This is a genomic window from Sphingomonas sp. PAMC 26621 (assembly GCF_000251145.1).
In the GTDB taxonomy this organism is placed as follows: Bacteria; Pseudomonadota; Alphaproteobacteria; order Sphingomonadales; family Sphingomonadaceae; genus Sphingomonas.
The window spans coordinates 1-23,227 of record NZ_AIDW01000021.1 but is presented as its reverse complement, the minus strand read 5'-3'; the positions used below and the strand labels follow the sequence as shown (position 1 = coordinate 23,227).

19 protein-coding genes and 2 tRNA genes are annotated in these 23,227 nt (G+C 65.3%); 14 read left to right on the top strand and 7 right to left on the bottom strand.

From position 1 onward, the window contains the following. The first annotated feature begins 37 nt into the window (after window positions 1-37). From RI03_RS11625 to RI03_RS11605, 5 genes are all read left to right on the top strand, one after another. Window positions 38-829, top strand: coding sequence for an FkbM family methyltransferase (locus RI03_RS11625; RefSeq protein WP_081504218.1), 792 nt, complete (start codon window positions 38-40; stop codon window positions 827-829). 71 nt (window positions 830-900) lie between these two features. Then, window positions 901-2,376 (top strand): Asp-tRNA(Asn)/Glu-tRNA(Gln) amidotransferase subunit GatB, encoded by a 1,476-nt coding sequence (gene gatB, locus RI03_RS11620; protein WP_010217520.1) that lies wholly within the window; start codon window positions 901-903, stop codon window positions 2,374-2,376. A gap of 154 nt (window positions 2,377-2,530) precedes the next feature. Further along, a complete protein-coding gene (locus RI03_RS11615; RefSeq protein ID WP_010217517.1) occupies window positions 2,531-3,226 on the top strand; it encodes a hypothetical protein in 696 nt (231 codons plus the stop codon). Next, complete coding sequence (locus tag RI03_RS11610; protein WP_010217515.1) at window positions 3,227-4,432, top strand: M48 family metallopeptidase; 1,206 nt, start codon at window positions 3,227-3,229, stop codon at window positions 4,430-4,432. It begins immediately after the preceding gene. Window positions 4,433-4,443: 11 nt separating this feature from the next. Then, entirely contained in the window at window positions 4,444-5,037 is a 594-nt protein-coding gene (locus RI03_RS11605) for a hypothetical protein (RefSeq protein ID WP_026046668.1), read from the top strand. A 12-nt stretch (window positions 5,038-5,049) separates the two neighbouring features. Here the strand turns inward: RI03_RS11605 and RI03_RS11600 are convergent, their stop codons facing one another. Further along, window positions 5,050-5,277, bottom strand: coding sequence for a hypothetical protein (locus RI03_RS11600; protein WP_010217512.1), 228 nt, complete (start codon window positions 5,275-5,277; stop codon window positions 5,050-5,052). Continuing rightward, a complete protein-coding gene (locus tag RI03_RS23555; protein WP_138995655.1) occupies window positions 5,274-5,483 on the bottom strand; it encodes a hypothetical protein in 210 nt (69 codons plus the stop codon). The genes RI03_RS11600 and RI03_RS23555 overlap by 4 nt, the downstream gene beginning before the upstream one ends. A gap of 159 nt (window positions 5,484-5,642) precedes the next feature. Between RI03_RS23555 and RI03_RS11595 the strand changes: the two genes are divergently transcribed. Both RI03_RS11595 and tig read left to right on the top strand, forming a co-directional pair. Next, window positions 5,643-5,727 (top strand) — tRNA-Leu (locus RI03_RS11595). A 60-nt stretch (window positions 5,728-5,787) separates the two neighbouring features. Beyond that, window positions 5,788-7,437, top strand: coding sequence for a trigger factor (gene tig, locus RI03_RS11590; protein ID WP_010217508.1), 1,650 nt, complete (start codon window positions 5,788-5,790; stop codon window positions 7,435-7,437). Between the two features lie 222 nt (window positions 7,438-7,659). On the opposite strand, the gene RI03_RS11585 is transcribed toward tig, so the two are convergent. Then, window positions 7,660-9,120, bottom strand: a complete 1,461-nt coding sequence (locus tag RI03_RS11585) for a hypothetical protein (RefSeq protein WP_010217506.1) — start codon at window positions 9,118-9,120, stop codon at window positions 7,660-7,662. 396 nt (window positions 9,121-9,516) lie between these two features. On the opposite strand from RI03_RS11585, the gene RI03_RS11580 reads away from it, so the two are divergent. The 3 genes from RI03_RS11580 (at window position 9,517) to RI03_RS11570 (ending at window position 12,453) form a co-directional block, all read left to right on the top strand. Continuing rightward, complete coding sequence (locus RI03_RS11580; RefSeq protein WP_010164296.1) at window positions 9,517-10,218, top strand: ATP-dependent Clp protease proteolytic subunit; 702 nt, start codon at window positions 9,517-9,519, stop codon at window positions 10,216-10,218. Between the two features lie 164 nt (window positions 10,219-10,382). Further along, window positions 10,383-11,651 (top strand): ATP-dependent Clp protease ATP-binding subunit ClpX, encoded by a 1,269-nt coding sequence (clpX, locus tag RI03_RS11575; protein ID WP_010164295.1) that lies wholly within the window; start codon window positions 10,383-10,385, stop codon window positions 11,649-11,651. A 151-nt stretch (window positions 11,652-11,802) separates the two neighbouring features. After that, on the top strand, window positions 11,803-12,453 hold the full coding sequence (locus tag RI03_RS11570; protein WP_010217504.1) for a DUF4893 domain-containing protein: 651 nt from the start codon (window positions 11,803-11,805) through the stop codon (window positions 12,451-12,453). Between the two features lie 29 nt (window positions 12,454-12,482). Here RI03_RS11570 and RI03_RS11565 read toward each other — a convergent pair whose 3' ends face one another. The 3 genes from RI03_RS11565 to RI03_RS11555 all read right to left on the bottom strand — a co-directional run bounded on the left by RI03_RS11565 (window position 12,483) and on the right by RI03_RS11555 (window position 15,908). Beyond that, window positions 12,483-13,082: a methyltransferase family protein gene (locus RI03_RS11565; RefSeq protein ID WP_238542350.1), complete on the bottom strand. Its 600-nt coding sequence runs from the start codon at window positions 13,080-13,082 to the stop codon at window positions 12,483-12,485. Window positions 13,083-13,108: 26 nt separating this feature from the next. Next, the gene (locus RI03_RS11560; RefSeq protein WP_010217500.1) at window positions 13,109-14,845 is read right to left on the bottom strand and encodes a M1 family metallopeptidase; all 1,737 of its coding nucleotides are present in this window, start codon (window positions 14,843-14,845) and stop codon (window positions 13,109-13,111) included. Between the two features lie 97 nt (window positions 14,846-14,942). Next, entirely contained in the window at window positions 14,943-15,908 is a 966-nt protein-coding gene (locus RI03_RS11555) for a bifunctional helix-turn-helix transcriptional regulator/GNAT family N-acetyltransferase (RefSeq protein WP_010217498.1), read from the bottom strand. Window positions 15,909-16,226: 318 nt separating this feature from the next. Here RI03_RS11555 and lon point away from each other — a divergent pair, with 318 nt between their 5' ends. The 3 genes from lon (at window position 16,227) to RI03_RS11540 (ending at window position 19,287) form a co-directional block, all read left to right on the top strand. After that, window positions 16,227-18,659, top strand: coding sequence for an endopeptidase La (gene lon / locus RI03_RS11550; RefSeq protein WP_010217496.1), 2,433 nt, complete (start codon window positions 16,227-16,229; stop codon window positions 18,657-18,659). 152 nt (window positions 18,660-18,811) lie between these two features. Beyond that, window positions 18,812-19,084, top strand: a complete 273-nt coding sequence (locus tag RI03_RS11545) for an HU family DNA-binding protein (protein ID WP_010164287.1) — start codon at window positions 18,812-18,814, stop codon at window positions 19,082-19,084. 128 nt (window positions 19,085-19,212) lie between these two features. After that, window positions 19,213-19,287: transfer RNA gene (locus RI03_RS11540), tRNA-Val, on the top strand. A 61-nt stretch (window positions 19,288-19,348) separates the two neighbouring features. On the opposite strand, the gene RI03_RS11535 is transcribed toward RI03_RS11540, so the two are convergent. Beyond that, entirely contained in the window at window positions 19,349-20,023 is a 675-nt protein-coding gene (locus RI03_RS11535; protein WP_010217494.1) for a prolyl hydroxylase family protein, read from the bottom strand. Between the two features lie 126 nt (window positions 20,024-20,149). Between RI03_RS11535 and RI03_RS11530 the strand changes: the two genes are divergently transcribed. Then, window positions 20,150-21,016, top strand: a complete 867-nt coding sequence (locus RI03_RS11530) for a type II secretion system protein N (protein WP_010217493.1) — start codon at window positions 20,150-20,152, stop codon at window positions 21,014-21,016. Window positions 21,017-23,227 lie beyond the last annotated feature (2,211 nt).

Below are 23,227 nucleotides of genomic sequence, written 5' to 3'. Positions count from 1 at the left end.
CAGCGCTAGTCTTCCTGTGACGCGAGGGGCAATCGAGATGCGGGCGCTGCATTATCTTCATAGTTCGTGGGAAGACCTTACCCGGGCCGGACCACAGTTCTGGCTTGGGGGACTGCGATCTCGATTTCGGACGGCCGACTGGATCGAGATTGTCGTGCCTGGCAACCTTACTGCCAAAATCCGACCGATGACCAGTGATTTCAGTGTACTTCGGCAGATCTTCCGCAATCTCGAATATGCCTTGCCGACGGGGCATGTGCACGAGCAGGTGCAGGCCGAATATGCGCGGATCCTGGCCAGTGGCGGCGTGCCGGTGATCGTCGACGCAGGCGCCAATATCGGGGCGGCATCTGTCTGGTTTCACCATCAATTCCCAGAGGCGAGCATCGTTGCGATCGAGCCCGATCCGGACAATGCCAGGATGGCGCGGGTCAACACCCAGCATCTGCCACAGGTGCGGGTGCTTCAGGCGGCCATCGGGGGCGAGTCGGGCCACGTGACCATTATCAAGGGCGATGCCGAATGGGGCGTCCAGACCGAGCGCAGCGCGGAAGGGTGCGAAATCGTCACGGTAGCCGAGGCGATCGCGACGGTGCCAGGCGGGGTCTCCTTCATCGTCAAGATCGATATCGAGGGATTCGAAGGCGACCTGTTCGAAAAAAACCTCGACTGGATCGACGAGACGTTTCTCGTGTTCATCGAGCCGCATGACTGGAAGTTGCCGGGGCAATCCACCAGCCGCACTTTCCAGCGCGCGTTCGGTGCGCGGGCGTTCGAGATCTTCATTCAGGGCGAGAATCTGATATATATGCGCGCGCCTCGGCACTGACGCTATCAGCGCGGCGGCTGCGGCGTTATTTTCCAAATGCAGAGCGCCGATCTGCGTGCTAGCCAGCGCGGATGAGCGAACATCAGACTTATGTGATTCACGGCGAAACCGGTGACTGGGAGGTCGTCGTCGGCCTTGAGGTCCATGCGCAGGTGACCTCCAACGCCAAGCTGTTCTCGGGCGCAGCGACCGCGTTCGGAGCGGAGCCCAATACGCAGGTGTCGCTGGTCGACGCCGCGATGCCGGGGATGCTCCCGGTCCCCAACCGCGAGTGCATCCGCCAGGCGGTGCGCACCGGCATGGCGATCGACGCGCAGATCAACACATGGTCGCGGTTCGACCGCAAGAACTATTTCTACGCCGATTTGCCGCAGGGGTATCAGATCAGCCAGCTCTATCATCCGCTGGTGGGCGAGGGCGCGATCGACATCAGCCTCGACGACAAGAACCCCGACCAGAGCGGCAAGCGCATCGGCGTCGAGCGGATCCATGTCGAGCAGGACGCGGGAAAGCTGATGCACGACCAGCATCCGACGCGCTCGTACGTCGATCTCAATCGCTCGGGCGTCGCGCTGATGGAGATCGTCTCCAAGCCGGACATGACATCTCCCGCGGAAGCAGGGGCTTACCTGCGAAAGCTGCGGTCGATCCTGCGCTATGTCGGGAGTTGCGACGGCAATATGGAAGAGGGCTCGATGCGCGCGGACGTCAACGTCAGCGTGCGCAAGGCCGGCGACCCGCTCGGCACGCGGACCGAGACCAAGAACGTCAATTCGGTGCGCTTCGTGATGGCGGTGGTCGAGCAGGAAGCGCGGCGGCAGGTCGAGGTGCTCGAGGAGGGCGGCCGGATCGTCCAGGAAACGCGGCTGTACGACCCCGACCGGAACGAGACGCGTTCGATGCGGTCGAAGGAAGATGCGCACGATTACAGGTACTTCCCGGATCCTGATCTGTTGCCGCTGGAACTCGACGACGCGTTTCTGGAGGAATGCCGGGCGTCCTTGCCCGAGCTGCCCGACACCAAGCGGCGGCGCTATGAGGCGCTCGGGATCACGCCTTACGCGGCGGCGGTGCTGACCGCCGAGGTCGAGGCGGCGCGCTGGTTCGATGCGTTGCTCGAAACCGGGACCAAGCCGGTCGCTGCGGCGAACTGGACGACGTCCGAACTGTTCGGTGCGCTCAACCGCACCGGGACCGATTTCGCGACGTCGCCGGTCAGCCCTGCACAGGCGGCGGAACTGCTCGCGCTGGTCGCGGACGGGACGCTGTCGGGGAGCCTCGCCAAGCAGGTGTTCGAGATCATGCTCGAAACCGGGCAGAGCGCAGGCGCCGTGGTCGAGGAGCGCGGGCTCAAGCAGACCAGCGATACCGGCGAAATCGAACGCGTCATCGCTGAAGTCATGGCGGCGAACGCGGACAAGGTCGCCGACTATCGCGGCGGCAAGGACAAGTTGTTCGGCTTCTTCGTCGGGCAGACGATGAAGGCGATGGGCGGCAAGGCCAATCCCGGTGTCGTCAATGATGTCCTGAAAAAGGTCTTGGGCTGACGTGATGATTGCCCGTCTTCGATCGAGTCCTTGATCGAAGACGGCGTTTCGGCGTAAGATCTTCCCGTCGACCTTGGGGGCAAGGGCGGCGATACGGGGGGGGATCATGCGGTTGCGACGTTGGGCGCTGGGTGCGGCGTGCGTATGGCTGACGATGGGTGCGCCAGGCGCCTGGGCGCAGGAGAAATCGGGAACGAAGCCCGGCTTCGTCCTGCCCAAGGGTTCAGCCAGAATTCTGCTGATTCGCCCGACGATCAAGGTCGGCGCACAATCGACCGGCGGGATGTTCGAGCCCAATGCCGACTGGACCGCGCAGGCGCGTGAGAATATCGCGGCGGCGCTGGCGGTTGCGCAGACCCGGCTGGGCAATCAGGTAATCGTCGCCGACGAACCGGTCGGCGCTACGGCGCAAGCGCTCGCGGAGTATCGGGCCTTGTTCTCGGTGCTTGCGGACAGCGTGGTGCGGTATCAGTTCTTCCCCGGCAACCGCTTGCCAAGCAAGAAGCGCAAGGGTGTGTTCGACTGGACGATGGGCCCGGGCGTGGCCGAGATCGCGCGCGGAACGGGCGCGGATTACGCGCTGTTCCTGTTCAACGAGGACCAATATGGCTCGACCGGGCGCAAGGTCCTGCAGGTCTTCGCGGCAATGGCCTATGTCTCGGTCAAGTCGGGCGAGCATACGGGGATGGCCGGGCTGGTCGACCTGCATAGCGGGGATCTGGTGTGGCTCAACGCCGATATGGCGATGGGGGGCGACGTGCGCACGCGGGCGGGCGCGACGAAGCGCGTCGCGCAATTGCTCGAGGATTTTCCCGGCAGCGCGGTTCCGGCCGTGGCGGCGACGAAATAGATGCGTGGCGGCGGATGGGGTCGGGCGGCGGCGGCGGTGCTCGCTCTGATTGTCGGCGCGGCGGCGCAGGCGGAGCCGATTCCGAGCCTGCCGCCCTATACCGGCGCGTATCAGCCGCAGGGCGTCGACGAGCGCGGACTGTGGATGGAATTCGACGAGCTCGAACGCAGCTTCCGCGATTCCACCGTGGTCATCAACGATGCGCCGCTCAAGGCGTATATCCAGCAAGTCGTGTGCCGGATGGTCGGCGCGGCGCGCTGCCAGACGGTCCGGCTCTACATCGTCCGCGACACCAGCTTCAACGCGTCGATGGCGCCCAACGGAATGATGATCGTCCATACCGGCCTGTTGCTGCGCGCGCGCGACGAGGCCGAGCTCGCCGCGGTGCTCGGGCACGAATTCTCGCATTTCGAACTGCGCCACAGTCTGCTTGGCTTCAGGCACAACCGGATCGCCGGGGATATCGTGGCGTGGGCGGGCGTCGCGGCGGCGGGGGCGGTCGCCTATGGCGGGTCTAGCGCCTACGACACCGTACGGACGGCACAGTCGGTGCAGAATGCCGCGATCGGATCAACCTTTGCGCACAGCCGCGACCAGGAGCGGCAGGCGGATCTGCTGTCGATGGCGTATCTCAAGGCGTCGCCCTACGATCCGCGCAGCTTCCCCGACATCTGGGACCGGTTGATGGACGAGGCGGACGCCACCGCACACGGCCGCCGACAGCGCAGCACGCGGTACGACAGGGTCGGCTTCTTTGCAGATCATCCGTCGGACCTCGAGCGCGCCAGGACGTTGCGCGCGCTGGCGGTCGCGATCGACAGGCCGGGCGAGGACGGCAAGGCGCGCTACGATACGGCGGTTGCCCGCTGGCGCGCGCAGTGGCTCGCGGACCAGATCAAGCGCAACGATTTCGAGGGCACCGACTATCTGCTCGGGCAATTGGCCGGGTCGGAATGGTCGCCCGACCTGCTGTTCGCACGGGGTGAGTTGTATCGGACGCGGGGCAATCCGCGCGATCTGGTCGCGGCGGTCGGCTTCTACCGTGAGGTCGTGACGCACGACCCGACTAATGCCGAGGCGTATCGCGGACTTGGGCTTGCCCAGTTGCGCAGCCACGACGCGGCGGGGGCCGCAGCGCTCAAGACCTATCTGACGATGAAGCCCGCGGCGGACGACGCGGCGATGATCTCGATGCTGATCCAGTGAGGACATTCCGCATGAAATGCACACCATGGTTGGGCGCGATCCTGATCGCGACGGCGCAGCCCGCGCTGGCGTCGAATACGCTGATCACGGCGCAAACGCCGGTGGCGGTTGCCAAATCGCCGATGACGGTGACGCCCGATCGCGAATGGAACAAGATGGGCGCGCGGCCCGGCCGCAATTCCGAGAGCTGGACGATCGACGGCGACGGGCTGAACGAAGTCACCTTCTACGGCGGGATCGAACCGGACCGGGCGCTGTTCCGCGAGGTAAACAAGCACGCGACGCCGTTGCCGCGCTTCTCGTCGACGATGTTGCTGACCGATCTCCCCGCGCTGTTCGAGGCGAGCTATCGGATCGCGCTCAATACCCCCGTAATGAAGATCGATGCGGTCAGGCCGGCGACGTTCCTCGGGCAGAAGGGCGTGCAATTCAGCTACACGTACAGCCGGGTCGACGAGGAAGTGCGCCGTAGGGGGGATGCCGTCGCGGCGATCATCGGCGGAAAACTGTTCATGATCACGTTCGATGCGCCGGACGTGTTCTACTATCAGCGCGACATTGCCGCCTATCGTGCAATCGTCGCCAAAGCGACGATCGCACGATAGCGGGAGGCCGGCTTACTGCGCGTCGTCGTCCTGGTTCTTGGTCACGCCGCCAGTCCCGCCGACGCCGTCAGCCATGCCGGACGACGTGAAGTTCTCGGGCTCATCGCCGCCTTCGCCGTCTTCGACTGCGTCCTTGCGCGCTTCCACCATTTTCTGGAGGTCGCTGCGATCATCCTTGTCGGCCTTAGGATCGTCGAGCGGGCCCTTGATCGGGCCTTCGCTCGTGTCGATGTCGCTCATGCGAAATCCCCCGACAAACCGGAGTCGTCGACCGGCTGTGCGGGATCGATCGACGGGTCGCCCATAGGTGCCTGATCGGGGATGTCGGTATCTGGCGTCGGCGCCGGGAGCTCGGTCGGCATCGGGGTCGGCTGACCAGGTTCGGTCGGGACCGTACCGGGGTCGCCGGGCATCGGGGGAAGCTCGGTGGGGGGGGTGCTTGCCATCAGTTTTCTCCTCTGCGCCTTGTAACGCATGGGCCGGGAGGGGGTTGCCCCGTATTGTCCCGGATCAATCGCCTCGACTGTTTTTGCGACACGTGTCGCCGCGACTTGCCCAACCCTGCGCGCCTGCTATAGACGCCCCCCACACCGGCGGTGTCCTGTGCGGGCGTGGCGGAACTGGTAGACGCAGCAGGTTTAGGTCCTGCCATCGCAAGATGTGGGGGTTCGAGTCCCTTCGCCCGCACCAGCCGCCCGTGGCAAACGGGCGGTAGCCAAACGAATTTCCTGTAAAAGGCCAGACCTGAACATGCAGACTGTCGAGACGTTGAACGAGGGCCTGAAGCGCGCCTACACGCTGAAGATCACCGCGAAGGACATCGATTCGCGCGTTGACGCCGAACTGAAGCGCGTCGCGCCGACGGTGAAGATGCCCGGCTTCCGCCCCGGCAAGGTGCCCGCCAATCTTGTCCGCAAGATGCACGGCCCGGCGCTGATGCAGGACGCGCTCAACAGCTCGATCCAGCAGGGCATCCAGGAGCTGATCGCCGAGCACAAGCTGCGCCCGGCGCTGCAGCCTTCGGTAAGCCTCGATGACGGCTATGAGCTTGGGCAGGACGCCAGCATCAAGGTCGAGCTCGAAGTGCTCCCCGACGTGCCGACCCCGGCGATCGAGGGCCTCAAGCTCGAGCGTCTGACCGTGCCCGTCGACGAGGCTGCGGTTCAGGCACAGCTCCAGAAGTTCGCCGACCAGCAGAAGCGCTGGGAAGAGGCCGAGGATCGCGCGGCGGAGACCGGCGATCTTGTCGTGATGGACTTCGTCGGCAAGGTCGACGGCGTTGCGTTCGATGGCGGCACCGGTGAGGACATGTCGGTCGAAATCGGTTCGGGGCGTCTGATCCCGGGCTTTGAGGAGCAGGTCGTCGGCGTGAAGGCTGGCGACGAGCGCCAGATCAACGTCAACTTCCCGGCCGATTATCAGGCCAAGGAACTGGCCGGCAAGGCCGCGACGTTCGACCTGACGATCAAGTCGGTGAAGACCGCGGGCGAGACCAAGATCGACGACGAGCTCGCGACCTCGCTTGGCCTGCAGAGCCTCGAGCAGCTGACCGAGCTGCTCAAGGGCCAGATCGAGCAGGAGCTCAATGGTCTCACGCGCACCTACATGAAGCGCAAGCTGCTCGACCAGCTCGCCGAGGGGCATGACTTCGAAGTGCCGCCGTCGATGGTCGAGGCCGAGTTCGGCCAGATTTGGCAGCAGCTCGAGCATGAAGCGACGCACGAGGAAGATCCGGCGGCAGCACTCGCCGAGATGGAATCCGAGCGGGACGATTACCAGAAGATCGCCGAGCGTCGGGTTCGCCTGGGCCTGTTGCTCAGCGAGATCGGCCAGGCCAATGGCGTCGAAGTCAGCCAGCAGGAAATGAACCGCCTGATCGCGCAGGCAGCCCAGCAGTACGGCCCGGAGGATCGCCAGCGCTTCCTCCAGTACGTCCAGCAGGAGCCGATGGCAGCCGCCCAGCTCCGTGCGCCGCTGTATGAGGACAAGGTCGTCGATTACCTGTTCGAAAAGTCCGAGATCACCGATCGCGAAGTGACGCGTGAGGAGCTCGAGGCAGCGATCGAGAGTGACGAGGGTTTCTCGACCGGCACGCACAGCCACGACCATGACAATCACAAGCCCAAGGCAGCCAAGAAGGCCCCGGCGAAGAAGGCCAAGGCATCCGATGCTGAAGGCGCTGCGGAAGTCGATGCCGAGGCCCCTGTGACCGACGCCGCTACCCCGGCCGATCAAGCCGAGGCGGCCCCGGCGGAACCAGTAAAGAAGGCCGCTACCAAGAAGGCGCCTGCCAAGAAGGCAGCGCCTTCCACCGAGGGTGAGGCAGCGACCGAGGCTCCCGCAAAGAAGGCACCGGCCAAGAAGAAGGCTGCTGCTCCGACGGAGGAGCCCGAGGCCTGAACCTTCCGGGTTCAACCACGGCACGATGATACGGCAGGGGCGGTCTACGGACCGCCCCTGTTTTCGTTTGTGCGGAATTATTGTCACGGCCAATGCCTATGCCGGCTTCGGCCATCAGAGGTTCGGCAGTGTCGAGATAGTCGCCACGACACGGCGGAAAGGCCATGCCGACCCGTCCGTCGGGTTTGCGACGGGCGGCTCCGACGTTGCCGACAAACGGTCTCAGGCTTTGGTGGAATCGATCGGAGCGGGCGTGCGGACTGCTCCGGCGTCCGCCCAACGCGCGATCAGCATCGCTGCGGCGACGGCCGGAAGCACCCATATGACGCGCATCTGGTAGCGATCATGCGGCGTGGAGAGACAGCCGCAGACCAGATCGTTGACCAGCACGCCCCCGAGGGCGGTCGTGGCGTAGCCCGACCAGGGTGCAAGGGGTGATCGGGGAAGCCAGGACGAGATTAGGATCGCCGCCGCGCCGATCGACAATAGCAGCGAGATCGTTTCGAACGGGGCAAGCGGGATCGTGCCGCGATACGCCGGGGACTGGCGCACCTCGGCAAACACCGCCGCCGGCAGCTTGACTTCGAAATAGCGTTGTTGCTCGCGGTTGTAATAAAACTCGGAAAGACCGCCCTTGCCGATCTGCGTCGCGAAGTCGCGCACCAGCATCGCCGCGGTTGCCACGGGGGCGTTCCGAACGCTGGCAAGCACGAAGGGGAACTGCTCGGCGGCGAGAAGGCGCTGCTGTTCCGGTGGGACGGTCATGAACACGCCCGTCCTGGGGTCCGGATCCCACAGGAAGCCATCGCTTGGAACGGGAAGCCGGTCGACGAATTTGCAGAGCGCCAGGTCGGAGTGACCACAGTTCGCGCGGAGATAGGCGGTTCCCGGGCCGTCGTCGACAAAGCGCGCGGTCAGGAAAGGGGGGCGGATCGGGGCCTGGCCGGTGATTCGCGTGATCGCGGCGGTGAAAGCACTTTCACCGGCAAGGCCGATCAGCGCGCACCCGAGCAGGACGGCGGGGGGCAGCAAGCGTGCGATCCCTGCGGGCCTCCGTTGCGGTCGCAGCAGCGTCCAGGCCGCGAAGGCGAGGCCTAGGCTGCCGAGCAACAGCACGTTCGACGAATGTGCCAGCGCGGCGAGGGCCAAGATCGCCACGAGATAGCCGCGCACCAACGGTCGCTCCCGCTTCCATCCGAACAGAACCACGGCCGCGGCGACGATCGTGATTCCGCTGAAAAGGTCGGGCATGAGCAGGCAGACGAAGAACGGAAGCGGCGTTACCGAAAGCAGCGCAAGACCGCCGACAGTCACGATCGCGAAGTGTCGACCCTCGCCCGGATCGACGAAATGACGCAGCAAGATGATCAGGATCGACGTTGCAATGAGCGCCTGCACCAGCAGGACCGCCCAGAAGCTGTGTAAGAATACCCCTAAATACAGGATGATGCCGTAGTAGGCTGACCGTCCGAGCAGGACTGGCTTGCTAAGGACGGGTGCTTGTGCGGCTGCGACGGCGGGTCTTGCGTCCGGTGTCGCGGTAGCAGGCTTTGCAGCCTTGGACGTCCACTCGCTGGAAATTCCGGTCGCATGATAAACCGCCGCGTCGACACCGCGAACATAAGCGATCGTATCGCTGAAGTAAAAGGGGCCGTTATTGACGATCCCCGGCCAAAGGAACATCGCACTTGCAAGAAGCAAGAGATATTGAGCGGGCCGTAACCGGGTTATTTCACAGCGCGTCATGCAATCCTGCTGATGTGTCTTTGCCGGAATCGCTCAGGGCGACGTGGCGGGTGGCGCATACTGGGCGGGTTGGGCTGGTGAACTGTTGTTCCGGAATGCGGGGTCGCAGGTGCGGGTAAAGCATGCCGCGCATGCGAGCAAGCAATCGCTGCCCTCCCCGAACGCGGTCTCGAAGCCGGGCAGGCGATGATGCGGGCGTGGCGAGGGAGACTCAACGGGGCGGGGGTTTGCTGGTCCCTGATCGTCGCGTGATCCGTGACGGGGCTTGAACTCGTTTCCGCCAGCGCCGATGTATGGTGCCTCTTCGGGGCATAAAGGATTTCAAGACTCATCATGCGCAATCCGTTCGACACCGGTGACTTCCTGGCCCCCATTCACGGCGCCGGGCTGACGACCTCCCCGCAGGGCGGCCTCGTCCCGATCGTCATCGAGCAATCCAATCGCGGCGAGCGCAGCTTCGACATTTATTCGCGGCTGCTGCGCGAACGCATCATCTTCATCACGGGCGGCGTCGAGGACCATATGGCCTCGGTGATCAGCGCCCAGCTGCTGTTCTTGGAATCGGAGAATCCGAAGAAGGACATCTTCATGTACATCAACTCGCCGGGCGGCGTCGTCACGGCGGGCATGGCGATCCATGACACGATGCAGTACATCCGGCCGCGCGTCGGCACGGTCTGCATGGGCCAGGCCGCTTCGATGGGCAGCTTCCTGCTCGCAGCAGGCGAGCCCGGCATGCGCGTCGCGCTGACGAACGCGCGGATCATGATCCACCAGCCGTCGGGCGGGGCGCAAGGCATGGCGAGCGACATCCAGATCCAGGCGAAGGAAATCCAGCGGATCAAGAACCGGATGAATGCGCTCTACGCCCAGTACACCGGCAAGCCGATCGAGGAGATCGAGCGGGCGATGGATCGTGATACGTTCCTCGAGGCGCATGAGGCCAAGGAGTTCGGTCTGGTCGACCAGGTGTTCGACAAGCGTCCGGCCTTGCCCGACGACTCGACCACGCCGCCCGCGCTGACCTCCGCATAATTTCGTAAATATCGTAAATTCACCGTATATTCAGTGCCGGGCGTCCACGGTTTAGCCCGGCACACCGATCTTGAGACGATTTTGGTGATTGTCGGATCGCGCGGGGGCGGTCTAGGATGGACCCTCGCAGTAGTGCGCCCCAAGGGCTGCCAAGGATGGACTAAATGCCAAAGATGACCGGCGGCGACTCCAAGAGCACGCTTTATTGCTCGTTCTGCGGCAAATCGCAGCACGAAGTCCGCAAGCTGATTGCGGGCCCTACCGTTTTCATCTGCGATGAATGCGTCGAACTGTGCAACGACATCATCCGCGAGGAGACGAAGTCCGCGCTGGTGAGCAAGAAGGACGGCGGCGTGCCCACGCCGCAGGAAATCTGCGACGTGCTCGATGATTATGTCATCGGCCAGAAGCGCGCCAAGCGCGTGCTCTCGGTGGCGGTGCACAACCATTACAAGCGCCTCAACCACGGCCAGAAGGGCGCGGACGTCGAGCTTGCCAAGTCGAACATCCTGCTGATGGGCCCTACCGGCTGCGGCAAGACGCTGCTCGCGCAGACGCTTGCGCGCATCCTCGACGTGCCGTTCACGATGGCCGATGCGACCACGCTGACCGAAGCGGGTTACGTCGGCGAGGATGTCGAGAACATCATCCTCAAGCTGCTCCAGGCATCCGACTATAACGTCGAGCGGGCACAGCGCGGGATCGTGTACATCGACGAGATCGACAAGATCAGCCGCAAGGCCGAGAACCCGTCGATCACGCGCGACGTGTCGGGCGAGGGCGTCCAGCAGGCGCTGCTCAAGCTGATGGAAGGCACCACCGCGAGCGTTCCGCCGCAGGGTGGCCGCAAGCATCCGCAGCAGGAATTCCTGCAGGTCGACACGACGAACATCCTGTTCATCTGCGGTGGCGCGTTCAGCGGCATCGAGAAGATCATCGGGGATCGTCTGCAGGGCAAGTCGATCGGCTTCGGTGCCTATGTCGCAAGCCCTGAGGAACGCCGGACCGGCGAAACGCTCAAGGCGGTCGAGCCCGAGGATCTGCTCAAGTTCGGGCTCATCCCCGAGTTCGTCGGCCGTCTGCCGGTGATCGCGACGCTCGAGGATCTCGACGTGCCGGCACTGGTGACGATCCTGACCGAGCCGAAGAACGCTTTGGTGAAGCAGTATCAGAAGCTGTTCGACATGGAGACGGTCAAGCTCGGCTTCACCGACGAGGCGCTGGTGCAGGTCGCCAAGAAGGCGATCGATCGCAAGACCGGGGCGCGCGGGCTTCGCTCGATCCTCGAGGGCATCTTGCTCGATACCATGTTCGACCTGCCCGGGATGGACGGCGTCGACGAGGTGATGATCGACAAGGACGTGATCGACGGCCGCAAGGAGCCGATCCGCGTCTATGCCAAGAAGGAAAAGGCCGGGGCGGGGGCGGCGTAACAGCGCTCCTTCATCCGGATCGAAAAGGGCGCCGAGCGATCGGCGCCCTTTTTTTGCGTGCGAAATTCACCATTCGTTAACCAGCGACGGTTACCGGGCGTATACCTGCCTTTCGGCCAAGGTTCGGTCCTGTTGCCCGGAGTAGACGGTCATGCGCATCATCACGATGCTGCTCTTCGCTGGCGTGGCGCTCGGGGGGTGTGCGCCGCACCCCCGGCTCGCCGTTGCCACCCAACCGGACATTCCCACTGACTGGCATATGCGTCTCACGCCGGTCGACCGGGCGGCGATCGATCAGCTCGACACGACGTGGAGTCGCGCGCGGGCGGCGGTGCCACGGCGGATGCGCGGCGCTTATGCTGCGGAAGGCCCGCTGGTCGATCCTGCGATTGCGCTTCCGAAGCCGGACTTGCCGCCGGGTCTCTATTATTGTCGGCTGGTGCGGTTTGGCGGGCACGCGGGGTTTGCGACGGCCAAGCCGGATTTCTGCACGGTCGTCGCCACGGCCGATGGGGTCGCATTCAACAAGCAGAGCGGCGCGAGCCAGCCGCGCGGCTGGCTGTTCGACCATAATGATACGCGCGGCGTCTTTCTCGGCGCGTTCCTGCCGGTGCGGGGTGGTGCGGCGCCGGCATACGGCGCGAACCCTGCGCTCAACGTGGCGGCGGTGGTCGAACGCGTCTCGGCGTTTCGTTGGCGAATGGTGATGACGCGCGCGGGGAACGGAGCGCTGCTTGATCTGTACGAACTGGTGCCGGTGACGCCGAAGGTGCCCGGCTCGGTGCCGGCGGTGGCGGGCTAGGTACTGCCGGCGGCGGCGCGGCGATCGCGTCAGAAGACGCCCGGCACGAACCGCTTCACGCGCGCGGCATAGCGATCATACGCCACACCGAACGCCGCACGCAGCACCGCCTCCTCATGCCGGATCCGCATCGCGGTGCCGAGCGCGAAGACCGGGAGCGCGACGACCAGATTGGCGAAATGCCCGCAGGCGAGCGCCAGCGCCAGCAGGATGAGCAGCAGCGCGGCGTAGATCGGGTTGCGGACATAAGCGAAGGGTCCGGTCTCGACCAGCGTGCCGTCGCCGCGGGTCCGCGCGACGAGCGCCCAGTTGCGCCCCATCGTCCGCGAGGCGGAATCGAACAGCGCCGCCGCCGCGAGCATCAGGAGCAGGACGACCGCAGCGCTCGCCAGCGCGAGCGGCGACACCGAGCCGCGCGTGGTTACGATCGGTCCAAGCCCGGCCACCGCGATCCCGAAACCCTGGACGAGGATCCATCCGATCGAGGCGTTGCGACGTCCGCTATCCGCGCTGCGCGGCGCACGGCGTCCCCGCGCGCGCGCCAGCAGCAAAACGTAAAGGAACGCCAGAAGACCCACGCTCAGCGCAACGAGGCCGGGAAGCGCGACGGGGACGGGGGCAAAACGCATGAAGGTCTCCATGGGAACCGGGTGGGTCAATCCTTGGCGGTCGTCGTGGCTCTCTTGCGCCCCTGGTCATCGCGCCAAGCCTGATATTGCTCGACCGCGATCGAGCGACGGAGCACGCGGGCCGCGGGATCGACCACGACATGCGTTCCGGGCGCGACCGCGACACTGCCGAACCCGGCGGACATCGGCAGACGCACGACCCGGCCGCCGACCTGTACCTCGACCGGCAAGGGGAAGGGGCGGCCGCCCGGTGCATTCCAGTGGACCGACAGTCGAGTCGGCGTGCGCGTCTCGATCAGGTCGGGCAAGGCGGCGTGCCGGAGATAGACGTCGAAGAACCAGCCATAGTCCTTGCCCGTCACGCGCCGGACGATCCGTTCGAATTCGGCGGTGGTGCCATAGCGCGGCACGAAATTGCCCGGCCGCGGATCGAGCCGCCCGTAGACCGCGAGGCGAGTCACGTCGCGAAACGCGCGGTCGCCGATCAACCCGCGCAGCGTGTGGAGCATCCATGCGCCTTTGTAGTAGATGTCCTGGCCCGGACCGCCCTTGGCGATCTCATACACCTGCTCCTCGGTGCGGACGGTCCCCGAGACGATCGGGCGGAGATTGGCGATCTTGTTGCGCTGATCGTCCATCATCACCGCGTAGCGCGCGTCACCCTCGCGCCAGCGGCCGTAGAGGGGCTGCATATATTCGGCATAGCCCTCGTGCAGCCAGTAATCGTCCCAGTCGGCGGCGGTGAGCTGGTTGCCGAACCATTCGTGCGCGAATTCGTGCTGGAACAGCCAGTCGAACCCTTCGGGGGCCTTGGCATAGCCGTTGCCGTAGGCGTTGATCGTCTGATGCTCCATGCCCTTGTGCGGGGTTTCCACGACGCCGACCTTCTCGTCGCCGAACGGATAGGGGCCGATCTGGCTTTCGAAGAAGTCGAGCGTCGGCGCGAATTCGGCGAAGAGCGCGCGCGCCGGTGCGTCCTCGCCGGGGAGATACCAGTAAAAGAGTGGGATCGTGTTGCCGAAGCGGCTCTTGTAGCTGCCCGAGAGCTGTTCGTACGGCCCGACGTTGAGCGCGATGCCGTAGGTGGTCGGACGCTTGACCCGCCAGTTCCAGCGGGTGCGCCCGTCGGCGAGCGTGTCGACCCCGAGAAGCACGCCGTTCGACGGGGCCTTGAGCCCGTGGGGGACGGTGATGTGCAGAGTGACGACGCCGGGTTTGCCGGTCGGGAAGTCGAGGCACGGCCAGAACAGGTCGCAGCCGATCCCTTCTGCGGTCGTGGCGAACCAGGTCGCGCCGTCGGGGGTCGTCGACCAGACCATCCCCGAATCCCACGGCGCTTTGACCGCGACGTGGGGCTGCCCGCCATAGACGATCCGCGCGATTACGTGCCGGCCGGCGGGGACGGTGTGCGGCAGGGTGATCCGCAACTGGCCCTCGGGGTTGGTCCAGGCGTCGGGGCGGAGGTCGGTCCCGTCGATCGCGATCGACTCGACCGGCAGGTTGCGATCGAGATCGACGACGAGCCGCGCGAGCGGCGCGCGGGCCGCGAAGTCGAGCGTGGCGATCCCGCGCAGCGACTGGGTTTCGGGCAGGATTTCGAACGCGAGGTCGGCCGCCGCGAAGGTCAGCTTCGCCTGGTCGGGATCGATTGCGCCGCCCGACTTCTGCGTTTGCGCGGTGATCGGCGGCTCGCCCTTCTGCGGGAGGGCTGCTGCGGTCAGCGACAGGCCGGCCAGCAGCAACGCAACGCGAGACACCATCATTCCGGAACCGCTCCACCAAACCCCTGCGCGACCGTGTTAGGCGTAAATCCTCGGGATCGCACCTGATCTTCGCACGCGTGGCAGAGTAGCCCGAGCGTTACGTCGCTGCACCGCGGGGAGCGTAGCGCATCGCGACGTCGCACCGGGCATAGCGCGCGCCGTAATCGCGCATGATCTCCGCGTCGTGTCGAAACCCGAGCTTCTCGTACAGATGCACCGCCGCCGCGCATTTCGTGCTGGTGAGCAGATACAGGGGGTCGGCCCCCATCGCCTGTGCACGCGCGATCATCGCGGTCAGCAGGAATTCGCCAGCCTTCAGGCCCCGCGCGCTCTCGCGCACCCCCATCTTGGTCAGCTCGAACCCGGTGTCGCCGGTTTTCTGAAGCGCGCACGTGCCGACGATGCCAAGCCCGCGCGCCTCGACGAACAGGATGGTGCCGCCGGGATCGAGGATCTTCGCACGCGGGTTGTCGAGCACCGCGCGGTCGGTGTCCTCGAGGCGGAACATGGTGGTGATCCACTCGGCGTTGATATCGCGGAACGTGGTCGCAAGATCATCGGCATATTCCCGGATCTCGAGGGTTTGCGGATTGGCCTGCGCGGCGAGCACATCGAGCGGCGTGGCGGCGAGCGCTGCCTCGATCGCGGTGATTCGCGCGAGGAACGCATCGGCCTCGCCACCGCACAGGACGTCGACCGCCGCCTCGACGCGGGGCCAGACCAGCAGCCGCGCGCGCGTCATCGCGGCGACCCCGGCGGGGGTCAGCGAGATCGTCCGCTGGCGCTGGTCGCTCCCGGGCTCGGTCTGGACGAGCCCTAGGTCGACGAGTTGCGCGACGCCGCGCGTCACCCCGGGCTGGCTCGCGCCGACCGCCTGGACGAGCTGGCCGATCGTTAGGGGACCGTTCTCAAGCCCTGCGAGCAGTGGCATATGGGTCGGCTGCACGCCGAGTCCCGCGTCGGCGAGGATCCGCGCCGCCCCGGCCTGCATGCGTTCTCCGAGCCGCTTGAGACGGCTGCCGAGGAAGATGGGGCCAAGGTCCTGCAGGATATCGAGTGGCATGGCGTGGCCTTTATATACGGCGTTATATAACACGATATACAATTTTAAGTGCGGGTCTACTTTCCTCCCGTTCGTTTCGAGCGAAGTCGAGAAACCCTGCGTTATGCCAAGTTTCTCGACTTCGCTCGAAACGAACGGGTGGGGCGCGATGCAGGCGGCTTGCGACGACACAGAGGGGGTGCTGGGTCTGCCCGACCGCGTCATTCCGCCCGGCGCACGGCTGCAACGCTCCACCAAAATCGCGGAACGATTGATGGCAACGCCATTCACCCCATATAAAGGGAGAACGCGCTTGAATGGCGCGGACCCGGAGTATTCATGACGCAATCTTCTGCCCCGCATTCCTATCCCGTCCTGCCGCTGCGCGACATCGTCGTGTTCCCGAGCATGATCGTTCCGCTGTTCGTCGGGCGCGACAAGTCGGTTGCCGCGCTCGAGGCCGCGATGGCGGGCGACAAGGAGATCTTCCTCGTTGCCCAGCTCGACCCCGCGCAGGACGATCCCGCGCGCGACGACCTGTACGACATCGGCGTCACTGCGACCGTGCTCCAGTTGCTCAAGCTTCCCGACGGCACCGTTCGCGTGCTGGTCGAGGGCAAGCGCCGTGCCTCCTTGTCGGACCTCGCCGAGCGTGATGGCTATCTCGCCGCGCAGGTCGACCTGCTCGAAGCCGAAGACGACGACTCGGCCGAGCCGGTCGCGCCGAACACCGAAGTCTCCGCGTTGATGCGCTCGGTCGTCGACCAGTTCGAGAATTACGCCAAGCTCAACCGCAAGCTCCCCGCCGAGACAGCGGTCCAGCTCGGCGAAATCGAGGATGCGAGCAAGCTCGCCGACGCGGTCGCCGCGAATATCCAGGTCAAGGTCAGCGACAAGCAGGCGCTGCTCGTCGAGCGGGATCCGGCCAAGCGACTCGAGATGGTGTTCGCCTTCATGGAAGGCGAGCTCGGCGTCCTGCAGGTCGAGAAGAAGATCAAGTCGCGGGTCAAGCGCCAGATGGAGAAGACCCAGCGCGAATATTACCTCAACGAACAGTTGAAGGCGATCCAGCGCGAGCTCGGCAACGAGGGCGAGGAAGGCGAGGGCGACGAGATCGCCGAGCTGACCCAGAAGATCGCCACGATGAAGCTGTCCAAGGAAGCGCGCACCAAGGCGACGTCGGAGCTCAAGAAGCTCAAGACGATGGCGCCGATGTCGGCGGAAGCAACGGTGGTGCGCAATTACCTCGACGTGCTGCTCGGCCTGCCGTGGGGCAAGAAGTCGAAGATCCGCAAGGACATTTCGGCGGCGCAGGCGGTACTCGATGAGGACCATTATGCGCTCGAGAAGGTCAAGGACCGGATCATCGAATATCTCGCGGTGCAGGCGCGCACGAACAAGCTGAAGGGGCCGATCCTGTGCCTCGTCGGGCCTCCCGGTGTCGGCAAGACGTCGCTCGGCAAGTCGATCGCCAAGGCGACGGGGCGCGAGTTCATCCGCCAGTCGCTGGGCGGCGTGCGCGACGAAGCCGAGATCCGCGGGCATCGCCGCACGTACATCGGCTCGCTGCCGGGCAAGATCGTCACCAACCTCAAGAAGGCCGGGACCAGCAACCCGCTGTTCCTGCTCGATGAGATCGACAAGCTCGGCCAGGATTTCCGCGGCGATCCGGCGTCCGCGCTGCTCGAGGTGCTCGACCCCGAACAGAACGGTAAGTTCCAGGATCATTATCTCGAGATCGATGTCGACCTGTCGGACATCATGTTCGTGACGACCGCCAACTCGCTCAACCTGCCTCAGGCGCTGCTCGACCGGATGGAGATCATCCGGCTCGAGGGCTATACCGAGGACGAGAAGGTCGAGATCGCCGAGCGGCACCTGATCGCCAAGCAGATCGAGGCGCACGGGTTGAAGGCGGGTGAGTTCACGCTGACCACCGAGGGCCTGCGCGCGCTGATCCAATACTATACGCGCGAGGCGGGCGTCCGCACGCTCGAGCGCGAGATCGCCAAGCTCGCACGCAAGGCGCTTCGCCGGATCCTCGAGAACAAGGACACCGCGATCACGATCACCGCGGAGAACCTGTCCGATTTCGCGGGCGTGAAAAAGTATCGGCACGGCCTCGGCGAAGAGGAAAACCAGATCGGTGCGGTCACCGGTCTCGCGTGGACCGAGGTCGGCGGCGAGTTGCTCACGATCGAGAGCGTCACCGTGCCCGGTCGCGGCGTTGCCAAGATCACCGGCAAGCTCGGTGACGTGATGAAGGAGTCGATCGAGACCGCCTTCAGTTTCATCAAGGCGCGCTCGCCCTCCTACGGAATCAAGCCGAGCCTGTTCGCGCGGAAGGACGTCCACATCCATCTGCCCGAGGGCGCGGTGCCGAAGGATGGTCCGTCGGCGGGGATCGGGATCGTCACTGCGATTATTTCGACGCTGACCGGCGTACCGGTTCGGCGCGACATCGCGATGACCGGCGAGGTAACGTTGCGTGGTCGCGTCCTGCCGATCGGCGGGCTCAAGGAGAAGCTGCTTGCGGCGCTGCGTGGCGGTATCACCACCGTCCTGATCCCGCAGGAAAACGAGAAGGACTTGGCAGAAATTCCAGCCAACATCCTGAACGGCCTCAAGATCATCCCGGTGTCCCATGTCGACGAAGTGTTGCGTCTGGCATTGACCGGGCCGCTCGAGGCAATCGAATGGAGTGAAGCGGACGATCTCGCGGCGCAGCCACCGGCAGGAATCCCGCCGGTTGGTGGAGAAGTCCATCACTGATGCTTTTGCGCATCTGAACGACCAGTCCGCGCCGGTTTCGGGGCGGGGTTGCTGCTTTTTGCTTTGACAGCCCCCCCCGTACCCGCCTTACTGCGCCACCGGCCGGCTGGCTGGGAATCAGATTTCTATTGGTAAACGGGGGTTTAATGGCGATGAACAAGCAAGAATTGATCGCGACGGTAGCGGATACCTCGGGGCTGACGAAGGGGGATGCGAGCAAGGCGGTCGAAGCCGTGTTCGACGCGGTCTCGGCAGCGCTCAAGGCAGGCGATGAAGTCCGTCTCGTCGGGTTCGGTACGTTCTCGGTCAGCAAGCGCAAGGCATCGACCGGTCGCAACCCCCGTACCGGCGAGCCGATGACGATCAAGGCATCGTCGCAGCCGAAGTTCAAGGCCGGTAAGGGCCTGAAGGACTCGGTCAACTGATTTTCGTCCACTTTCTGCGCGCGCGCCGCTTGCAAAGCGGGGCGCGACCGGATTAAGGACGCGGCATTGGGGCGGCATCGCGCTGCCCCGTTCCGTTTCGCCAGGCTCCGATCCGGATGCCAGGCAGCGGGCGCGTAGCTCAGTGGTAGAGCACACCCTTCACACGGGTGGGGTCGCAGGTTCAATCCCTGCCGCGCCCACCATCTCATGAAGCCCGCGGCATCCCCTGGTGCTGCGGGCTTTTTGCGTGCGGCTTGACGCGCGTCACCAGCCCCAGTGACGTTCGCGAAACCATTTTGTGATGACGTATTTGGTGCCCGCGCGAACCTTCATTCCGTGATGCAGCGTCGCGGGGTTGAGCGTGCCGTCGGGGCGGCGGTTGTTCCACGCGAGCAGCTTGCCGGTTTCGGGCTGGACGATCTTGTCGATCGCCTTGAAACGCGTGGCGCCGCCCGCCTCGGGTTCATTGAGGTAGATCATCACGGTCCACGTGCGGTTGCCAGCGACGTTGCAAAATCGGTCGTAGTCCACGCCGCTTGGCTCGAAATAATCGGTATGCTGCTTGAATTCCTGACCCACGGCATAGCGTTGCCCCTGGATCGGTTCGCCATAGATCGGATCGAGCCCGGTCAGCGCGCTGATTCGGGCGTTCAGGTCGATTGTCAGCGGGTCGAGCGGGTCGAGGTCGCCGGTCTCGCTGGTGCGAAAGCTCGCGTCGCCGTTCGTATCCGACAGGGTCGAGGGACGCCGCGTCGCATCGACCGACGCGCACAGCGCGGTGCAGGTTGCAGCGTCAATAAAGTTGCGCCGGATGAACAGCGTAACCTTCGCGCTGGGGACACGCTGGACGCCCGGCTGCGCCGCAAGCCACGTGACCATTGCGTCCGCGGGCAGCCCCGATCCGTAGTTGGCAGACATGGCGTCGAACGGTTCCATCATAATGCTTTCCTGCCAAAATCTGCCGCTGTTTTCCAGCTTCGCGCCGTGTCATATGAGGTTCACAGCTATGATACCGGACTGTAACACGCGCCGCCTAGCAGGGCTTTGAACAGGGAAGATGTCCGCATGCGGTTGGTTTTGGATGCGCGGGCGCGGGCGTTGCTGCGGCGCCTTCCCGTCACGACGGTGTACACCGGGATCGAGCTCGCGTTGATCGCGGTCCTTGCCGTCCAGAGCGCGCGTCTCGTCTATGCGGTGATCACCCCGGTCGGTCCGGTCGGCGTGTGGCGGCCTGACCAGGGCGCTATCCCCGGTTCACCGGAGGCAATTTTGCGCGGGTTCGATCCGTTCTTCCGCACCAGCGGTGGCGACGCGGCGGGGCCTGCGGTCGTGACGACCCTGCAACTCACGCTGTACGGCACGCGGATCGACGAAGCGCAGGGCGGGGGCTCCGCGATCATCGCGGGTGCTGACGGGATCCAGCAGAGCATCGGCGTCGGGCAGGAAATCTCGCCGGGGGTGATCCTGAAGTCGGTAGCGTTCGATCATGTCTCGATCGAGCGCGGCGGACGCGCCGAGGATCTGTTCATCACCCAGGCCGAGCAGGCCCCGGCACCCGCGGTCGCGCCGCCCGGCGCGCCGCTGATGGGGGGCGGTGGCGCGCCACCACCCGCCGGTCCGCCCGCGGCGATCCCGGGACCCACGCAAGGCATCACCGCCGCGCAGGTGCGCAGCGACATCGGCTTCATCCCGCGGATCGACGGCGGAAAGGTCAGCGGGCTGACCGTGCGCTCGCAAGGTTCGGGCGCGGCGTTCCGAGCGGCGGGGCTTCGCGACGGCGATATCGTGACCCAGGTCGGCGGGCGTCCGGTCAGCGGGCAGGCCGATATCGACCGGCTCGCGCCGCAATTGGCGCGCGGCGGCCCTATTGCCTTGTCGGTCGAGCGCGGCGGACAGGTCGTTCCCCTTACCCTTACGATTGCGGGCCAATGAAAAGACTGATTCTCCGGCCCGTCCTGGCGTCGGCGCTTGCGCTTGCCTGCGCTGGCACGGCGACCGCGCAGCAGACGATGAACGTGCGCGATGCGGACATCCGCGCGTTCATCGCGGATGCCGCGCGGGTGACCGGGCGGACCTTCATCATCGACGCACGCGTCCAGGGGAAGGTGACCGTCGTCACCGATCACCCGGTCAGCAAGTCGCAATATTTCGAGATTTTCCTGTCCACGCTGCGCGCCAACGGGCTGGTCGCGGTGCCGACGACCAACGGCAGCTTCCGGATCCAGCCGCTTGACAACGCGGCATCGCAGCCGAGCCGCGTCGGGTCGCGCGGGGCGGCGAGCAACAGCTTCGTCACCGAAATCGTCCGGCTGCGTTCGGTCGATGCGCAGTCGGCGGTGGATACGGTGCGCGGGCTGGTGTCGCCGCAAGGCACCGTCAGCGCGAATCGCGGCGGCAACAGCCTGGTGATCGTCGATTTTGCGGACAACGTTCGCCGCGTGCGCGAGGTGTTGCGGCGGATCGACACCAATACCGCGACGACGCGGATCGTCGCGCTCAAGAATGCCGGCGCGCGCGAGATCGCGACTGCGCTGCAGTCGCTGGCCGGACAGAGCGGCGGCGGTGGGGGTGGCGCGGGCGCGAGTGCAGGCGGCGGGGCGGCGGCGCCAAGTGCCAACGGCACCAGCGTGGTCGCGGTACAAAGCTCGAACTCGGTCGCGATCAGCGGCGACGCGACGACGGTCGCGCGGCTCGCGGCGGTCGCCGAAGATCTCGACCGGCGCGCGAAGAACGGGACCGAGATCAAGGTCCTGTTCCTAGAGAATGCCGATGCCGAGCAGTTGCTCCCGGTGTTGCAGCAGCTTGTCGGGCAGACGCCGTCGCCGATCACCAACCAGCAATTGTCGCAGTCGAACTTCGGCAACAACACCCAGACCGGCAGCAACGGCAACAATTCGGTCCAGCGCCAGGCCAATACCCCCGCGGTCCAGCAGGACAGCAGCGCGCCGGGCGGCACGCCGAGCCAGGCCGCGATCACCGCGCAGGGCGGGCGCACCGCCGCGGTCGTGACGCGCTTCGTCGGCGCGAACGCGATCGTCATTGCCGCCCCCGCCGAAGTGCAGCGGCAATTGTCGGAGGTCGTGCGGCAGCTCGACACGCGGCGCGAGCAGGTGCTGGTCGAGGCGATCGTCGCCGAAGTGTCCGATCAGGTCGCGAGCCAGCTTGGCGCGCAATTCGCGATCGCCAATCTGAAGGGTGGCGTGTTCGCGGCGTCGAGCTTCCAGAACACCGCCCCCAGCCTGCTGACGATCGCGGGCGCGGTCGGCGCGCGACAGCTCAACACGACGACCACGACGATCAACGGCGGGACCGTCACCACCAGCACCAACAGCGCGACCAGCGACACGCTCGCACAATCCGCGCTGAGTTCGATCCTCGGCGCGAGCGGCGGGTTCGGCGGCTTCACCGGCAAGATCGGCGATACGATCTTCGCGTCGATCATCAACGCGGTGAAGAGCGACACGACGTCCAACCTGCTCCAGGTCCCGCATCTCGTGATGCTCGACAATCAGGAGGCGCACAGCCTCGTCGGGCAGGAAATTCCGATCACCACGGGCAAGGCGCTGTCGAACAATTTCGACAATGCGTTCCAGACCACGCAGCGCGAGAACGTCGGGATCGAGCTGACCGTGCGCCCGCAGGTCAATTCGAGCGGAACGGTCAAGCTCAACCTGCGGCTCGAGGTCAGCTCGATCGCGGGGCCGGTGTCGAGCAGCAACAGCGACCTCATCCTCAACAAGCGCGAGGTCGAGACGGTCCGCACCGTCGACGACGGCGATATCGCGGTGATCAGCGGGTTGCTCGACGACAACGAGCGGCGGACGATCGAGAAGATACCGCTGCTCGGCGACATTCCTGGGCTGGGCAACCTGTTCCGCTCGAAGGCGAAATCGCGGACCAAGACCAATCTGATGATCTTCATCCGCCCGACGATCCTGCGCACGGCGGAGGACAGCCGTCGCCTGACCGAGCAGCGCTACGGCTATCTGCGGCTCCAGCAGGGGTTGCAGGACTCGGATGCCGAGCCGTCGATCGATCAGCTGGTGCGCGACTATCTCGGGGCGGCACCGCCGATCCCGAGCGCGCCGGTGCTGGGCAATGTCGACGATCCGCCTGAGACTGCCAAGGCACACAGGGGATAGG